Consider the following 15,766-nt stretch of genomic DNA (forward strand, 5'->3'; position numbering starts at 1 on the left):
CAGCTACAGGACAGATTTGTGTTAGGATGAAACTAGAAATGTAGTGGGGGTATGAGAAATGAAATTAAAACATTTGGCATGGTTGTCAGCGTTTTTTGTACTAGCAGGATGTAGTTCGGATGCTGAAACAGAGAGTGAAGAAGCATCATCCTCTATAGTCGTCAGCGAAGAATCGCAAACAGAATCTAGTGTTGCAACAGAAGAGTCACGTGGTACTGGTGGGAACGTAGCCAGCGACGACACGGTTAATAATACAGAAAGCTTGGATTTATATATTCCGGATGTCTTAAAACAAGATGAAGGCACCGAAGATTATGATCAAGTGATTGCGATTGCGGAAGAATATGCTTCCAGTACGGAAGGTGCAGAAGAAGGATTATTCACGATTTTCTATACAGGTTACTATTTAGAAAATACAGATGGAACGCTGCAAGGTTACTTCATCGGGATGAACCGTACCGGTCAACCGTTAAAAGATCTGCAATTCGTTTTAGATTTTGCGATTAACGATGCAAAAGTGTGGGACAACCAATTAGTTTATTTAGAAGAAGCAGAATTTGGACAATTTCCAAACGAAGCAGCTTTCCCGTTCTTCCTACAAGCAACACCAGGTATGGAAGAAACATTGAAAGCGGCAGAACCGGGCAATATTCAAATTTCTATTTCCGATATTCAAGAAGGTATTACAACAGGCGAGTAAGCTTTATGCTTACCGCTTTTTTTGTGGAATCGGACATGTCAGAACAATCATGTCCGTTTTTCCACCCAAAGTCAGACATGCGATAACAATCATGTCCGATTTTCCACCCAAACCCGGACATGCGATAACAATCATGTCCGGTTTTCCACCCAAAATCAGACATGCGATAACAATCATGTCCGATTTTCGTCCTCCTACACCTAAACAATTTCTTATTTGACAATAATTCGAATTCGAGATATAATTAATTCGAATTAGAGATAAATAGAAGGAGTGTACATATATATGAAAACTTTAGGAATCCACCACATAACAGCAATTGTAGGAAAAGCGCAAGAGAACGTCGATTTTTATGCAGGAATTTTAGGTCTGCGATTAATCAAGAAAACAGTAAACTTTGATGATCCCGGAACCTATCATTTGTATTTTGGTGATAAGGGTGGGAAGCCGGGTACGGTAATCACGTTCTTCCCGTGGAACAATGCACGTAAAGGACAAATTGGTGGGGGGCAAGTTGGTGTGACGACTTACGCCGTTCCAACTGGCGCCTTGCCATTCTGGGAAAAACGCTTAGCCAAATTTGATATTCCGTTTAGCAAAGAAAACCGCTTTGGCGAAACATATTTACAATTTACAGATTATCATGGCTTGATTTTAGAAATCGTCGAACGTGAAGCGGGGGAAATTACCGAATGGTCACATGGCGAAGTGACACCTGATGTAGGAATTAAAGGATTCGGCGGAGCGATTCTCTTTTCCACAAATCCTACTGAAACCATTCAGGCTGTTCAAGAAGTAATGGGGTTAGAAAAAGTAGGAGAAGAAGGGGACCTCGTACGTTTCCGTTCAACAGCGGATATCGGGAATATTATTGATATTAAACAATCACCCGTATCAAGAGGGGAAATGGGGATTGGGACGGTTCACCATATTGCATGGCGCGCTGAAAATCGTGAGAACCTAGTGGAGTGGCAAGAGCACGTTAAAAATAACAATCATTATGTTACGGAAGTAAAAGACCGCAACTACTTTAATGCCATCTACTACCGTGAGCAAGGCGAAATCCTCTTTGAAATTGCAACAGATACACCAGGATTTGCGGTTGACGAAGCAGTAGAAGAATTAGGAACTGCAATAAAATTACCGGAAAACTATGAAGCAAGACGTGAAGAGTTGGTAGCTGGGCTTGACCCCGTGACGGTAAGAAATCTAGATTAAAGAATCAGAGGGCTTGGACAAACGTCCAGGCCTCTTTTTATATGGAAAATACATTACTAGCAACGTTGTAGCTATTTCGGTATACTAAATTAAGAATATTTTGGAAGGGAACAACTCTATGAAAAAAGAATATGCTTTAGTAACAGGTGCAAGTTCAGGAATCGGCCGTGAAGTTGCAATTGAACTCAGTAAACGTGGGTATGATTTAATTCTTGTTGCACGTCGTAAAGACCGCCTAATCGAAATCAGCCAACAACTGGATACTGATTGCCGCATCATTACTGCGGACCTCAGCGACCTGGATGAAGTCCATAAGCTCTACAAGACGGTTAAAGATGAGAATATCACTGTTCTCGTCAACTCTGCCGGATTTGGTCTGCTTGGTGACTTTGCCTCAACCGAACTTGACCGTGAATTGAACATGATTAATCTGAACATCTCTGCCTTACATCTTTTAACGAAGTTATTCCTAAAAGATTTCATCAAGCGAGATACTGGTTACATTTTAAACGTTGCTTCTTCAGCAGGCTTAATGCCGGCGGGACCTTACATGGCGACCTACTATGCGTCCAAAGCTTACGTAACCAGTTTGACGCAGGCAATCAGCCAAGAACTACGTGATCAAAAGAGTAACGTTGTAGTGAGTGCACTCTGTCCAGGTCCTGTGGACACTGAATTTAATGACGTTGCCGGTGTTTCATTCGGCTTACCAAGTATTACAGCATTGGAATGTGCACGTTATGGCTTGCGTCATCTCTTTAACGGAAAGACAATTATTGTGCCTGGTGCAACAATGAAAGCTGCTACAGCGATGGCGAAACTCTTACCACGTCGCCTGGTTGTAAGTGTAGCCGGCCACCAACAACAGAAAAAGAGGGATAATCAATGATTCAAAAAAAGCGCATGCTTGCAGGAGAATTGTATATTTTTGAAGATCCGGAACTCTATAAGGATCGGGACAAAAATAGAACGATTTTGCATGAACTAAACCAAACGTCGCATTTACAGCTGGAACGCCGTGAAGCTTTATTTAAGGACTTGTTTGGAAGCATAGGTGAAAACTTCAAAATTCAAACACCGTTTTACTGTGATTATGGGAATAATATTTATATTGGTGACAACTTCTTTGCGAACTTCGATTGTCTCATTTTAGATATTGCGGAAGTTCATATTGGGAATAATGTGATGTTCGCACCGCGTGTGAATATTTTTACAGCGGGTCATCCGATTGACGCAGAAGTACGTAATACCAAACTCGAGTTTGGAACGCCGGTTACGATTGGCGACAATGTCTGGGTTGGAGGAAACGTGACGATTAATCCGGGCGTTACTATTGGGGATAATGTTGTAATCGGATCCGGATCAGTTGTTACTCGCAATATTCCAAGTAATACCGTGGCTGTTGGGAATCCGTGTCGCGTTATCCGGGATATTACCGAAGCGGACAAGATTTACTGGAAAGAAAAACAAGCACAATTCCATCGCGATATGGAAAATCTAAAGTAAAAAATGCGCTAATCATTAGTGCATTAATGAGATAATTATTTACGGGGCTGAGCGCTTTTTCTCAGCCCTTATTTTTTATACAAGCTTACTAGCGAATAGCAAAATCTCCGGATACGTGGTATAATTTATTGTGTTATTTTTACCTATATATCTTATAAAAATAAGATTTTGAAAGGAGATACCCAAGTGAACAATGAATCCATACAACAAGAACAAGAACGGATGGATTATGTTATTTCCGTTATTACTGAAGAAGCGGATCGCTTGAAATCAGAATACTCTAGTAAACTAGAGATTCAAAAGCAACTGCTGAAACAATCCTCACAGATTCGTATTAATAATAGTTCCAACGAGGCAATGTGGGAATCTTCCGGAGAATTACGTGAATTCGAACAAAATCTGACTATTAAAAGCAATGAGCTGACCCAAGTTCAAAATCGCAGAACAATCCTTGAAAAAATGCAAGAAGATCCTTACTTTGGACGTATTGATTATCACAATGTAACAGACCCTGAAGCTGAACAAATCTATGTTGGAATCGGGTCGCTCTTTGATAACAATGACAATCTAGTCGTAGACTGGCGCGCACCGATCTCATCACTGTATTACGAAGGAAACGTTGGCGATCAGGTAAAATTGAAAATTGGGGATCGATTCCAAGCTTTCGAAGTTGATTTGAAACGTCAATTTCGTGTTAAGAACGGTGAAATTGTCGGTATGATTGATACGGATAATGTTATGGGAGATCCGTACTTAATGGAAGTGTTAGAAGGCGGGTCCAGCAATCAAATGGGACCAGTTGTCGCAACCTTACAAAAAGAACAGAATCGGATTGTCCGTGATACGTTGCCACGTAACGTATTGATTCAAGGTGTAGCCGGATCAGGTAAGACAGTCGTAATGATGCAGAAAATTGCCTACCTCTTATATGCATTTCGTGCCCATTTGAAGGCTGATGAGATTTTGTTATTCTCACCAAACCGCATTTTCCAAGCATACATTTCACAAGTTTTACCATCTCTTGGTGAGTGGGATGTAGAGGGTAATACCTTCTCACAATTCATTCAACATCGGGTTTCTAATTATGACATGATTCCAAGTGATATTGGTGAAAACAATAAATTCAGTACTGTTAAAGGCAGTTCGCAGTATTATGATGCACTCGAGCGTTACAGTCGCTTGTTGAAGAAAAAATACTTACTGTTTCGTGATATTAAGCGTGAAGACGAAGTTCTGATTTCAAAAGAAGAAATCCAACAGATGTTCAAACGTATTGATAGTAAAGGATCTTTAGCTGCGAAGTTGGATATTTTACGTTCCATGTTAATGCAACGTTTGGATGAATTGAAAATCATTCATTTATCGGCGGATTGGGTTGACGATGCTTTGCAACATTATGGAACTGACCATATTCATCAGTTCGAGCGTCAGACGCACGACATTGTGAAGATGGAAGGTTACCTACGTAAACAAGTAGTAGGGGATGCATTTAGAATTATTGAACGTCGTGTTAACAGCCAAGGACATATTCGCTATATCGCACAGTACTTGCATTTCCTACGTTCGATTCCACAATTGATTGATTTATCTTCATTTGGCATTACTACTGAAGAGTGGGCAAGTCATGTAGAAGTCGTACTAAAGGATATGAAAAAAAATAGATTATCGCTTTATGATATGACCGGTTATTATGCATTGCTCCTGCAAATGAAGGGCATGATGACGCAAAAAGCGTATCAGTATATCTGTATTGATGAAATCCAAGATTTTACACCTTTCCAGCTGCGCCTGTTGAAGAAATTGTATCCACGTGCCCGTTATATTATGGCGGGAGATTTGAACCAGAATATTTGGCAAAACAATCTGGATTATAAAGAACTGGAAAGGATTTTGGAAGAAGAAGAAATTAGTCGCCATCTCTTGTTGACGAGCTACCGTTCGACACAAGAAATTATGGCTTTCGCGGATCAATATGCACTGTTGGAAGATCATCGCGCCCAGCCAATCCGGTCCCGTAAAAAGCCGGAAGTCCTGCATCAGTCACACACGCATTTCGATGAAACGTTGAAAAGCCGTTTAGCTGAGCATATTGGTAAAGGCGAGCGTGTTGCGTTCTTGACACCAACAGCTGTTGGATTGAATGAAGTAAAACCGTTCCTTGAATCATGGGGAGTCGATCATCAAGTTATTTCAAGCGATGACAGTATCATGAATAAACAAGTTGTTGCGATGCCAATCGGTCTGGCCAAAGGTCTGGAGTTTGATGTGGTGGTTGCTTGCGGAACGGATGCTATTTTAGCGTCTCTACCGAATGATGGCCGTCAGCAAATCTGGTATACAATTTTCAGTCGTGCCATGCACCAATTGTATATTGTAACAACCGACGAGCAGACAGCCTTGTTGAAAGGTACAAATCCATCGTCATACGAAGTTTTATAATGTAAATATGAGTGAGAGTGAGACAAAACGTCTTGCTCTCTTTTTTATATGTGCGCACTCAAACGGCATTTTTGATTTGAGTGCGCGTCTTCCGATAAAAACGCCGACTCAAACGGCATTTTGAATTTGAGTGCGCGTTTTTTGGAGCTTATGGTGCTTTAAACAGTTAGAAATGGGCGGGAAAGCAGCATCAGTAGTTTAAATACAGAATATCACTTCACACGCCAAACAAAAAAAGGCCGGGACACATTGTCCAGGCCGTTAATAAACTTGTTCTAAACCGCGCCACACTCTATCTGGCGCTTTCGGTACTCGGTAGGGGATACCCCTTCTTTTTTCTTGAACAAATAACTGAAGTAGTTGGAATCGTTGTAACCAACCTCAAGGGTAATGGTAGTAAGCTTGTCATCCGTCGTTACCAGTAAGTTCTTGGCATAATTTATCCTTTGTTCGGTCAGATATTCGATAAAGGTTCTACCCAATGCCTGTGAAAAAATGGTCGAGAAATGCGAAGGGCTAAGGGCCACATTTTCCGATACAGTTTTTAATGTCATATCGGGGTCAGCAAAATGATTATTGATATACGTCAGAGCTTGTTGAATCAGGCTACGGTATTTAATCATGGTTGGATGAATTTCAACCTCCAACAAATAGGTTAAAGCATTCTTCAAATACTTCTGGTAGCGATCCAGCGACTTCGCGATGTCGCCCATTTCCTGAGAATCATTAATGCGATAAATGGGTGACTCTTTGTGAGCCTGCTTCTTCACTAGCAATGCTTCAATCTCCATGAGAACGAAAAAGCGGAACATGCGTTGACGCTCGAGTGTATCCAGATCAAGCCCGGTTAGAGAATAGATAAAAGGATCGATGTCTTTAATCGTTACATCAGCAATCTTATCAGCTAGATCAATCTTAAACGGATTGGAAGGGGACAATTCACCTTCTTTAATGTTATCAACGAAACTAATGATTTTCTCCGATCTGATTTGACCATACGTCCCGACCAATTGCTTTGCCATTTGGTAACTATGCGGAATCTCACTGATGCGGTCTACAATCGGGCCAATTCCCACCGCTAAATCGGACGAATCAATATCCAATTCATGAATGAGTGTATTAGCCGTTTGATAACATTTTTCCAATAACAAGTCGTAATCTGTTTCGAAAATCAAAATTTTAATAAACCGTGAGGAAATACTCGAAAATAAAACGCCGCTGTCCTTTCCGAAAAAGGCCTTAAGTTTCTCACTAAAATGGAAATAATCTTCAAATTTTTTATTGTAGTGGTTTGTGGCCAAGAGAACAGACATCTTTTTGCCCGCCAATGCTATTTGAAATTGTTCCGCTTCTTTAATGACTTCACTCATTCTTAAATCACCTTGGAAGAGGCAATTCAAGAAATGGTTTTTGTGAACTTCATGCGTAAGCAGTTCTTCATTCTCATCTTTAACCGAGAACGTATTCTTCTGAGCATCCAAAGTCGTGATAATAGTGTGCAACGCATTCTCTAGTTCCTTGGGTTTAATCGGCTTTAATAAATAATCGTCCGCCTGAAGTTGAATGGCAGATTTCGTATAGGAAAAGTCATCGAATCCGGAAATAAATAAAATGCGCATCCAAGGGTATATTTTCTTTGCCTCATGTGCCAATTCAATTCCATCCATAAACGGCATTTTAATATCCGTTAATAAAATATCCGGTTTAATATCAATAATGGAAGCTAACGCTAATTCACCATCTCCAGCTTCTCCCGCAAACGTAATCGGGTAGCGCTCTGCCAGCGTCATCACTTCGTTTCGTAAGTTTTCCCGAATCAACGGTTCATCTTCAACTATAAATACTTTATACATTAATTTATTCCACCTTCTTGGTCTAATTCATGGAGCGGAACGCGAATGGTTACGGTCGTTCCGTGATTAAGCTGACTGTCAAAAGTAAGACGCGCTTTTTCTCCGTAATAAAGTAAGAGTCGCTTGTTTACATTATATAACCCATATCCCTCTCTAAAGTCAGTCTCTACACCCTTATTCAATTCGGCTCTAATTTCAGCTAACTTCTCTGGCGGTACACCTTTACCATTATCCGCAATTGAAAAACAAAGCATATCATCCTCTTGATAGGCAGTGACTGTGATTAAGCCTACGCGACGCACCGCTTTGGTCCCATGGTAGACGGCGTTCTCAACAACCGGCTGAAGTAGCATCTTCAAGATGGTGTACGAATGAAGCTCTTCGCTAACAGAAATATCATAAGTTAACATATCCCCATACCGCATCTTCAAAATAAGTAAATAATCAGAAATGTGTTTGATTTCCTTTTCTAAGGTAATCCAATCCCTTCCTTTGCTCAAAGAAATACGGAAGAAATCGGAAAGAGAATAGGTCATTTTTTGAACGGCAGCCATATCACCTTGTTCAGCGAGCGCTAGAATAGCATCCAGACTGTTATATATGAAGTGCGGAGTAATCTGGGCTTGTAAAACGCGCATTTCACTTTGAGCGAGATGGTATTGTTTCTTAGCATTTTCTTCCAGTAGGACGTTTAGGTTTTCAGCCATCCCATTCATCTGGTTGCTGAGAGCGGCCAATTCCGTAATCGGCGGAATTGAGACGCGATAATTTAAATTACCTTTGGAAATTTGATCCGACATTTCCATTAATTCGTTCAATGGCATTTCGACGTTTTTAGTAAGGGAATGCTTGATTCGTTTCGATAAAATGAAGGTAGCCAGAAGGACAAAGCCTTCAATAATGGACAATACAATAACAGAATTCATAACTTCCGAACCTGTAGAAGATGCAAAATTGATTTCAACTTCAATGAATTCCTGCAAAATATCAAGAACAAGCAAGTTACTGGATTCAACCTGCAGCATCACATTTTCATTTTTAGCCACGGGTTGGTTCATAACGATATTCTCTTTAATCGTTTCGACATATGTTTCCATCGAATCAACTGCTTCTAAAGTGAGCATTAGAGTGGCATGTTCCGCCTGACTCTGTGCTTTGTCTGCCATATCGGTGATATCTTCACGTAAATCAGTAATAATATTTTCCTGACTGAAAACAGCAGGGGTCACTTGGCCATATACCAATCCCCAAACATCCTCAATGACTTGTGTACGAAAAGCAGTTGAAATCTCGTTGGCGCGATGAATATTATTTACCGCTCGTTGATATGTAAAAAGATGATTCGTATAAATAATGATACTGACTACCAGCGGAATAATAGCTAGTAAACGCATCCATTTTGTTGATTGGAAAATGAGTTCTCTAATCGTTTTTTTTGTAGTCATCGTCTATCCTCGTTAATAATTTCTTGTAGGAATCATGCTTAGGTCACCTTGATCAGAAAAGACAGTTTCCGGAACGTAAATTTCTTTTGGAATCTTACTACCGGATAAATGGCGACTAACGGCATTTACCACATACCAACCAACATGTGGATTGCATTCTACTACACAGTTTATAATGCCTTTCTTTAACAAATCTATGGCATCTTTCTGACCATCAATCGAAATAATCACTAGTTCATCACTTTTGTCTGGTGCCAGTTCTTTTAAAGCTTCGAGTGCTCCTAAAGTCATTTCGTCATTGTGGCTATAAAGCACATCAATAGCATTGAAAGTTCCATCTTGAAGGGCCGTTCGAATTACTTCTCTTCCTTTCGAACGGATAAAGTCACCTTGCAACGTTTGCGTCACCTGGATGCGGTTATCGCGTCCGATGGTTTCCAGAAAACCTTCGTGACGTAAAGTAGTGGAGGCCGCGTTTTCGAGACCTTTTAATTCTAATACGTTAATAGTAGATTCCGAAGATTGGGAAGCATAGTTACTTAAATACAGGCCAGCGCGACTGCCTTCTGCCTTGAAACTAGGTCCGACATGAGTAATATATAAGTCCGAATCGCTCGTTTGGATATTGCGGTCTACAATGATGACGGGAATACCGGCATCTTTTGCCTCGGTTAACACAGTATCCCATCCACTTTCGACAAGTGGTGCTAAAATAATCAAATCGACTTTATAAGCAATAAAGCGGCGTATATCTTGAATTTGACGTTCTTGATTTAGGAAACCATTGCGATAAAGCACTTGATAGTCTTCTTTTTCCAATTCAGTGATAATTGAATCCGTATGCGCTTTACGCCAGTTACTTTCAGTTCCCGATTGCGAAAAACCCACGACCGGAGAAAGGGCATCTTCATCGCGATCGATGGCATGAGTACATCCCGTTAAAATGAATAAAGTGAGCAGGTAAAATAAAAACTTTTTCATAGGTGTGTCCTTTCGAATACTTCCATAAAATTATCATTAGATTTTAAAACGCTTACCAAATAATTTTACCATATTATAAGATAATTCGTTCCCTAACTAATATAATCCAAGGGAAATCGAAAGAAAACCAAGATTAGTTTATCATTTCCATAAGAATTTATAGATAATCAATAACAAATCAAATGAAATCGTTTTCAGTAAGCGTTATATTTAGTTTAGAAAAACCGAGGAGGAATTATTAGATGAATAGAATGGTGAAAAAAGGTATCGTTTCAGCTCTCTCTTTACTGTCATGTTTAGCTCTTACGGCTTGTGGTGGCGAAAGTGGCGATTCAGAAGCAAAAGGATACGTCGGAATTGCGATGCCAACGAAATCGGCTGAACGTTGGATTGCGGATGGAAATAACATGGTTGATGAACTTGAGAAGTTAGGTTATAAAACAGACTTGCAATACGGTGAAGATAAAGTTGAGAACCAAGTAGCTCAAATCGAAAACATGATTACTAAAGGTGTTGACACACTGGTTATTGCATCGATTGACGGTTCGGCTTTAACAGATGTTCTAGAAAAAGCGGATGCAGCAGATATTGATGTTATTGCTTATGACCGTTTGTTAATGAACTCAGACTTTGTTGATTACTATGCAACATTCGATAACTTTGCAGTAGGTGTCTTACAGGCATCCTATATTGAAGAAGCTCTTAAATTGAAAGATGGCGAAGGGCCATTCAATATCGAATTGTTTGGTGGTTCACCAGATGATAACAATGCCTTGATCAACTATAACGGTGTCATGTCTGTATTCCAACCGTATATTGATAGTAAGCAACTGGTTGTTCCTTCAAATCAAATGAACTTTAACCAAATTGCAACGTTACGTTGGGATGGCTCTACGGCTCAGTCTCGTATGGATAACTTGCTAAGTGCAAACTATACAGACAAACAGTTGGATGCTATTTTGTCTCCCTATGATCCAATCAGTTTAGGCATTATTTCTTCATTGAAAGGTGTCGGATACGGAACAAGCGAATTACCGTTACCAGTTATTACTGGTCAAGATGCAACAGTAGCAGGGGTGAAATCCATTATTGCTGGGGAACAAACACAAACAATTTTCAAAGATACGCGTATTTTAGCTAAAAATACAATCGAAATGATTGAAGCAATTCACAACGGTGAAGAAGTACCAGTTAACGATACAGAAACCTATGATAACGGCGTGAAAGTTGTTCCAACATACTTATCAACACCTATCTCGGTTGATAAAGACAACTTTGAAGCAGAACTGATTGATACAGATTATTATACAAAAGACGATTTATCAATCAACTAACAATATAAAGCCGGGAATAGTTCTCTCGAAACTATTTCTGGCTTTTTCTTTAAAGAGGAGTGAGAGAATGGCAGATTACATTTTAGAAATGAAAAATATCGTTAAAGAATTCTCTGGTATACGGGCTTTAGATAACGTGAACTTAAAAATAGAACGCGGTGAGATTCACGCGTTGTGTGGTGAAAACGGAGCAGGTAAATCAACCCTCATGAATGTCTTAAGCGGACTCTATCCATTTGGTAGTTATTCAGGCGAGATTATTTATGAAGGTGACGTTGCTCAATTTAAGAAACTGAAAGACAGCGAAGAAAAAGGTATTGTTATTATTCATCAAGAATTGGCTTTGAGCCCTTATTTATCTATTAAAGAAAACTTGTTCCTCGGTAATGAACAGGCTAAAAGAGGCATCATCGACTGGAATTTGACAGAGAAAAAGACAGAGAACCTTTTAAAGACAGTAGGATTACGCGTTAATCCGAATACGTTGGTTTCACAAATTGGCGTAGGGCATCAACAATTGGTCGAAATAGCGAAAGCATTTGCTAAGAATGTTCAACTTCTGATTTTGGATGAACCGACGGCAGCTTTGAACGAAGAGGAAAGTGAAAACCTCTTGGAATTGATGCGTGAGTTCAAAAAACAAGGGATTACGTCGATTATTATTTCTCATAAACTGAATGAAATTGTGGATATTTCCGATAAAATCACAATTCTTCGTGATGGTAAAACGATTGAGACACTCGAAAAAGAAGAGATTTCGGAAGAACGTATTATTCGTGGCATGGTAGGACGTGACTTGACGAACCGTTACCCTGAAAGAAAAGCGAATATCGGTGACGTGTACTTCGAGGTAAAAGATTGGAATGTCCACCATCCGATTGATTCCAATCGCGTTGTGAACAAGAACTTAAATCTGACCATCCGCAGAGGCGAAATCATTGGGATTGCTGGTTTAATGGGAGCGGGTCGTACGGAATTTGCGATGAGCGTGTTTGGTCGTTCTTATGGTAGCCAGATTACCGGAAAAGTCTACAAAGACGGTCAAGAAATTTCCGTTAAAGACGTCCCAACAGCCATTAAAAATGGACTTGCCTACGTGTCGGAAGACCGTAAGTCATTGGGGTTAAATCTTATCATGGATGTGCGGGAAAATACGACGCTTGCGAGTTTAGAGAAAGTAAGTAAAAACGGCATTCTGGACAAAGAAAAAGAAATCACCATTGCAGAAGAGTACCGTCGCAAGATGCGTACGAAGACGAGCTCAATTTCGCAAAATATTGCGAGTTTGAGTGGTGGAAATCAACAAAAAGTTGTTCTATCAAAATGGCTTGCGACCGAACCAGAAATTTTATTCTTGGATGAACCCACTCGTGGAATCGATGTCGGTGCCAAGTATGAAATTTACACCATCATTGAAGAGATGGCTGCGGAAGGCAAATGTATTTGTATCATTTCATCAGAATTACCAGAAATATTAGGGATGTGCGATCGCATCTATACGATGAATGACGGACATTTTACAGGTGAAGTGATGCGAGAAGATGCAGATCAAGAAAGCTTGATGAATCTAATGACAACTGAAAAAGAGAGGGTCATGTAAATGGAAAATATTACAAAAGATAGAAAAGAGAAATTCCAGTTGAGCGAGAAGCTGCTCGATATTTTTAGTAAATATAGTATGATCATTATCCTCGTTGTCTTATTAATTGCGTTTCAATTAATGACAGATGGTATTTTCCTCAGACCTCTAAACATTACAAATATTGTTTTGCAAAATAGTCATATTTTGGTATTGGCTGTAGGGATGTTATTGGTTGTTCTATTGGGGTATGTCGATTTGTCAGTTGGATCGGTAATGGCTTTTGTCGGCGCGATTGCCGGCCTCATGATGGTAAATAACGATATTAGTCCAATTATTGCTGTTCCGGTTTGTTTGTTAGTCGGTGCTTTAATTGGTGCATGGCAAGGGTTCTGGGTGGCTTATGTCGGTATACCAGCCTTTATCGTGACGTTGGCAGGGTTGTTGATGTTCCGTGGTTTGACACAAGTTGTTTTAGGTGGACAATCATTGGCACCTTTCCCTAAAGTTTTCCAAAAGATTTCTACTGGTTACTTACCGAACTTGTTCGGAGGTGATGGGCTGCATATCACGACACTTATCTTAGGTGGTTTGTTGGCAGCCATGATGGTATTTGGACAATGGCGTGCACGCGAGAAACGGAAAGAAAATAACTTCGAAGTACAATCATTCCCAGTATTCGTGGCATTGGCTATCTTTACAGTTGTGACTGTAATGGTGTTGAGCTTTGTATTCGCATCCTACCAAGGATTCCCAGTTATCTTGATTATTCTTGCTTTTATTGTCATTTTGTATGGCTTTATTACGAATCAAACGGTTGCAGGACGTCAAATTTATGCAACAGGTGGGAACCGTAAATCGGCAGAGTTGTCTGGTATTAATACAAAGAAAATTACGTTCTGGGTATTTGTTAACATGAGCTTCCTGGCAGCACTTGCCGGCCTTATTCTGGCGGCACGTTTGAATGCTGCAACACCGCAAGCCGGAAACTCATTGGAGTTGGATGCGATGGCTTCCGTATACTTTGGTGGCGCGTCAACTTCTGGTGGTATTGGTACAGTTGTGGGAGCAATTGTCGGTGGTTTGGTAATGGGTGTATTGAATAACGGTATGTCCATTCTAGGTGTCGGTGTCGACTGGCAACAAGCAATCAAAGGTTTGATTTTACTACTAGCAGTTGTACTAGATATCTACAACAAGAAGAGAAAAATTTCTTAAAGGTTGTGTTGAAATGACGAGTGAAGAGACAAAGAAAATATTACTGATTTGTACAGCTGGTATCACAACAGGACTATTAGTTAGAAATGTCCAAGCAGAAGTAGATGCCAAAGGATTAGGACTACAAATTTATTCTGCACCGGCTATCATCGCTGAACAAGCGATCCAAACACAGAAAATCGATGGACTTTTAATTGGACCGCAATCCGAATACGAAATTAACCGTCTAAAAGATTTTCTAAGTTACAAAGCAGTTCCTTATAAATTGATCTCAAGAGAAGCCTACGAAACCTTGGATGGCAAAGCAGTTCTTGATGAGATTATGAAACTTATTTAATAGAACCTCCGAAAAAAGCACATTCCGAAATAATGGAATGTGCTTTTATATTTTATTCAGAAACGATTGAATCACGGAAATACTTTATGAAATAAGTAATAGGCGTGGAAATCCATACAAGCCCCAGTAACAGTTGGCTGACTTGTAAAGTGACGAGCCCATCTTCAATGAGAGGCTGTTTACGATTAAGAGCAAGCCAGAAATAAGTCAAACCGAGTAATAAGTTTAGTACGTTTACTACTGAAGGCTTTTCTTTTCTATCAAAATGAGAGCCTTGCCACGTATTTCGGATATTCATAAACATAATAGGAATCATAATAATAACTAAATACTCGATAAAAGAATCCTGTGCCCATTTGATTTCGCCGATATAAGTAATAAGTTGATTTATAAACAATAAAATATTGATTAAATAAAAAGCATAACAACCATTTTTATAACGCAATAAGCGCTGATATTCATCGTATTGTGCAAACATTCCTCATCCCTCCCAAAATAAATCGTTCAGTGTGACGCCGAGCGCTTTACAAATCTTGATACACAAATTGATAGTGGGGTTATAGTCGCCTCGTTCGATGGCGCTAATGGTTTGGCGCGTCACCTCGACCGCGTCTGCCAATTGTTGCTGTGACATCTCTTTTTCAGTACGAGCGACTTTTAATCGGATATTCTTCGCCATAAATGCCACCTCGTTTTGTAAGTTATATCTTTCTTTATGTAAAGTATATCTTACATTTAGATCGGTGTAAAGAATAAAATTTGTGAATATGGCATTATTTGAGATAATGGTTCAGGGCAGAAAGTAAATCCAGGAAGGGCCATTATTTTGAAAAGAAAATTGAAACGACTATATAGAAACTACTGGAACATCGCTGTTCCAGTAGTGTTGGGTTATATCGGCATTACGCCAACCCACTATCATACAGGCAAAAAAGTTTGGAAAAGCAAGCCACTTCGCAAGACCCGAACACGCACAAAGAGATGGATTAGGAAATATTTGAAGTACGTAGCAGCGGCATTATTGGTTTATTATTTCATAAAAAATCCAGAAGATTTCCAAATCATGACGAATCATTTAGTGAGCGTTTTGATGGAAGCATATAATCGCGTTGCTGGATTTATAGTTCAAAATTTAGGTTAGCAGGTGAAGGGGCTG

The 15,766-nt window shown here is 39.8% G+C and carries 16 protein-coding genes; 10 read left to right on the plus strand and 6 right to left on the minus strand.

Going from position 1 to position 15,766, the window contains the following annotated elements; all coding sequences use genetic code 11:
• Positions 1-58 precede the first annotated feature (58 nt).
• Positions 59-700 (plus strand): hypothetical protein, encoded by a 642-nt coding sequence (locus G7058_RS09215; protein WP_166063263.1) that lies wholly within the window; start codon positions 59-61, stop codon positions 698-700.
• Positions 701-709: 9 nt separating this feature from the next.
• Here G7058_RS09215 and G7058_RS09220 read toward each other — a convergent pair whose 3' ends face one another.
• The gene (locus G7058_RS09220) at positions 710-877 is read right to left on the minus strand and encodes a hypothetical protein (protein WP_166063264.1); all 168 of its coding nucleotides are present in this window, start codon (positions 875-877) and stop codon (positions 710-712) included.
• Positions 878-985: 108 nt separating this feature from the next.
• Here G7058_RS09220 and G7058_RS09225 point away from each other — a divergent pair, with 108 nt between their 5' ends.
• From G7058_RS09225 to helD, 4 genes are all read left to right on the plus strand, one after another.
• Positions 986-1,918: a ring-cleaving dioxygenase gene (locus G7058_RS09225; RefSeq protein ID WP_166063265.1), complete on the plus strand. Its 933-nt coding sequence runs from the start codon at positions 986-988 to the stop codon at positions 1,916-1,918.
• A 118-nt stretch (positions 1,919-2,036) separates the two neighbouring features.
• Positions 2,037-2,807, plus strand: a complete 771-nt coding sequence (locus tag G7058_RS09230) for an SDR family NAD(P)-dependent oxidoreductase (RefSeq protein ID WP_166063266.1) — start codon at positions 2,037-2,039, stop codon at positions 2,805-2,807.
• A complete protein-coding gene (locus G7058_RS09235) occupies positions 2,804-3,424 on the plus strand; it encodes a sugar O-acetyltransferase (protein WP_166063267.1) in 621 nt (206 codons plus the stop codon). Before G7058_RS09230 ends, G7058_RS09235 begins: the two co-directional genes overlap by 4 nt.
• Positions 3,425-3,610: 186 nt before the next feature.
• A complete protein-coding gene (gene helD / locus G7058_RS09240; protein ID WP_166063268.1) occupies positions 3,611-5,863 on the plus strand; it encodes an RNA polymerase recycling motor HelD in 2,253 nt (750 codons plus the stop codon).
• 275 nt (positions 5,864-6,138) lie between these two features.
• Here the strand turns inward: helD and G7058_RS09245 are convergent, their stop codons facing one another.
• The 3 genes from G7058_RS09245 to G7058_RS09255 are packed head-to-tail and all read right to left on the minus strand — an operon-like array spanning position 6,139 to position 10,142.
• Entirely contained in the window at positions 6,139-7,716 is a 1,578-nt protein-coding gene (locus G7058_RS09245) for a response regulator transcription factor (RefSeq protein WP_166063269.1), read from the minus strand.
• Complete coding sequence (locus tag G7058_RS09250; protein WP_166063270.1) at positions 7,716-9,161, minus strand: sensor histidine kinase; 1,446 nt, start codon at positions 9,159-9,161, stop codon at positions 7,716-7,718. The genes G7058_RS09245 and G7058_RS09250 overlap by 1 nt, the downstream gene beginning before the upstream one ends.
• A gap of 12 nt (positions 9,162-9,173) precedes the next feature.
• Positions 9,174-10,142, minus strand: a complete 969-nt coding sequence (locus tag G7058_RS09255; protein WP_166063271.1) for a substrate-binding domain-containing protein — start codon at positions 10,140-10,142, stop codon at positions 9,174-9,176.
• A 242-nt stretch (positions 10,143-10,384) separates the two neighbouring features.
• Between G7058_RS09255 and chvE the strand changes: the two genes are divergently transcribed.
• The 4 genes from chvE to G7058_RS09275 all read left to right on the plus strand — a co-directional run bounded on the left by chvE (position 10,385) and on the right by G7058_RS09275 (position 14,610).
• Positions 10,385-11,476, plus strand: coding sequence for a multiple monosaccharide ABC transporter substrate-binding protein (gene chvE, locus G7058_RS09260; protein WP_166063272.1), 1,092 nt, complete (start codon positions 10,385-10,387; stop codon positions 11,474-11,476).
• 67 nt (positions 11,477-11,543) lie between these two features.
• The gene (gene mmsA / locus G7058_RS09265; protein WP_166063273.1) at positions 11,544-13,076 is read left to right on the plus strand and encodes a multiple monosaccharide ABC transporter ATP-binding protein; all 1,533 of its coding nucleotides are present in this window, start codon (positions 11,544-11,546) and stop codon (positions 13,074-13,076) included.
• Positions 13,077-14,273: a multiple monosaccharide ABC transporter permease gene (gene mmsB, locus G7058_RS09270; protein ID WP_166063274.1), complete on the plus strand. Its 1,197-nt coding sequence runs from the start codon at positions 13,077-13,079 to the stop codon at positions 14,271-14,273. It abuts the gene before it with no gap.
• Positions 14,274-14,286: 13 nt separating this feature from the next.
• Positions 14,287-14,610, plus strand: a complete 324-nt coding sequence (locus G7058_RS09275) for a PTS sugar transporter subunit IIB (protein WP_166063275.1) — start codon at positions 14,287-14,289, stop codon at positions 14,608-14,610.
• 52 nt (positions 14,611-14,662) lie between these two features.
• Here G7058_RS09275 and G7058_RS09280 read toward each other — a convergent pair whose 3' ends face one another.
• On the minus strand, positions 14,663-15,088 hold the full coding sequence (locus G7058_RS09280; protein ID WP_166063276.1) for a hypothetical protein: 426 nt from the start codon (positions 15,086-15,088) through the stop codon (positions 14,663-14,665).
• A gap of 3 nt (positions 15,089-15,091) precedes the next feature.
• Positions 15,092-15,289 carry a helix-turn-helix transcriptional regulator gene (locus tag G7058_RS09285; RefSeq protein ID WP_166063277.1) on the minus strand — a complete coding sequence of 66 codons (198 nt, stop codon included), beginning with the start codon at positions 15,287-15,289 and terminating at the stop codon, positions 15,092-15,094.
• A gap of 147 nt (positions 15,290-15,436) precedes the next feature.
• Between G7058_RS09285 and G7058_RS09290 the strand changes: the two genes are divergently transcribed.
• On the plus strand, positions 15,437-15,751 hold the full coding sequence (locus tag G7058_RS09290) for a hypothetical protein (protein ID WP_166063279.1): 315 nt from the start codon (positions 15,437-15,439) through the stop codon (positions 15,749-15,751).
• Positions 15,752-15,766: the final 15 nt, after the last annotated feature.

The organism is Jeotgalibaca porci, from assembly GCF_011299095.1.
GTDB lineage: Bacteria > Bacillota > Bacilli > Lactobacillales > Aerococcaceae > Jeotgalibaca > Jeotgalibaca porci.

Bases quoted from the DNA above. Each gene is read 5' to 3' on its own strand.
- G7058_RS09215 (WP_166063263.1), top strand. From the start codon at position 59: ATGAAATTAAAACATTTGGCATGGTTGTCAGCGTTTTTTGTACTAGCA.
- G7058_RS09220 (WP_166063264.1), bottom strand. From the start codon at position 877: ATGATTGTTATCGCATGTCTGATTTTGGGTGGAAAACCGGACATGATT.
- G7058_RS09225 (WP_166063265.1), top strand. From the start codon at position 986: ATGAAAACTTTAGGAATCCACCACATAACAGCAATTGTAGGAAAAGCG.
- G7058_RS09230 (WP_166063266.1), top strand. From the start codon at position 2,037: ATGAAAAAAGAATATGCTTTAGTAACAGGTGCAAGTTCAGGAATCGGC.
- G7058_RS09235 (WP_166063267.1), top strand. From the start codon at position 2,804: ATGATTCAAAAAAAGCGCATGCTTGCAGGAGAATTGTATATTTTTGAA.
- G7058_RS09245 (WP_166063269.1), bottom strand. From the start codon at position 7,716: ATGTATAAAGTATTTATAGTTGAAGATGAACCGTTGATTCGGGAAAAC.
- G7058_RS09250 (WP_166063270.1), bottom strand. From the start codon at position 9,161: ATGACTACAAAAAAAACGATTAGAGAACTCATTTTCCAATCAACAAAA.
- G7058_RS09255 (WP_166063271.1), bottom strand. From the start codon at position 10,142: ATGAAAAAGTTTTTATTTTACCTGCTCACTTTATTCATTTTAACGGGA.
- chvE (WP_166063272.1), top strand. From the start codon at position 10,385: ATGAATAGAATGGTGAAAAAAGGTATCGTTTCAGCTCTCTCTTTACTG.
- mmsA (WP_166063273.1), top strand. From the start codon at position 11,544: ATGGCAGATTACATTTTAGAAATGAAAAATATCGTTAAAGAATTCTCT.
- mmsB (WP_166063274.1), top strand. From the start codon at position 13,077: ATGGAAAATATTACAAAAGATAGAAAAGAGAAATTCCAGTTGAGCGAG.
- G7058_RS09275 (WP_166063275.1), top strand. From the start codon at position 14,287: ATGACGAGTGAAGAGACAAAGAAAATATTACTGATTTGTACAGCTGGT.
- G7058_RS09280 (WP_166063276.1), bottom strand. From the start codon at position 15,088: ATGTTTGCACAATACGATGAATATCAGCGCTTATTGCGTTATAAAAAT.
- G7058_RS09285 (WP_166063277.1), bottom strand. From the start codon at position 15,289: ATGGCGAAGAATATCCGATTAAAAGTCGCTCGTACTGAAAAAGAGATG.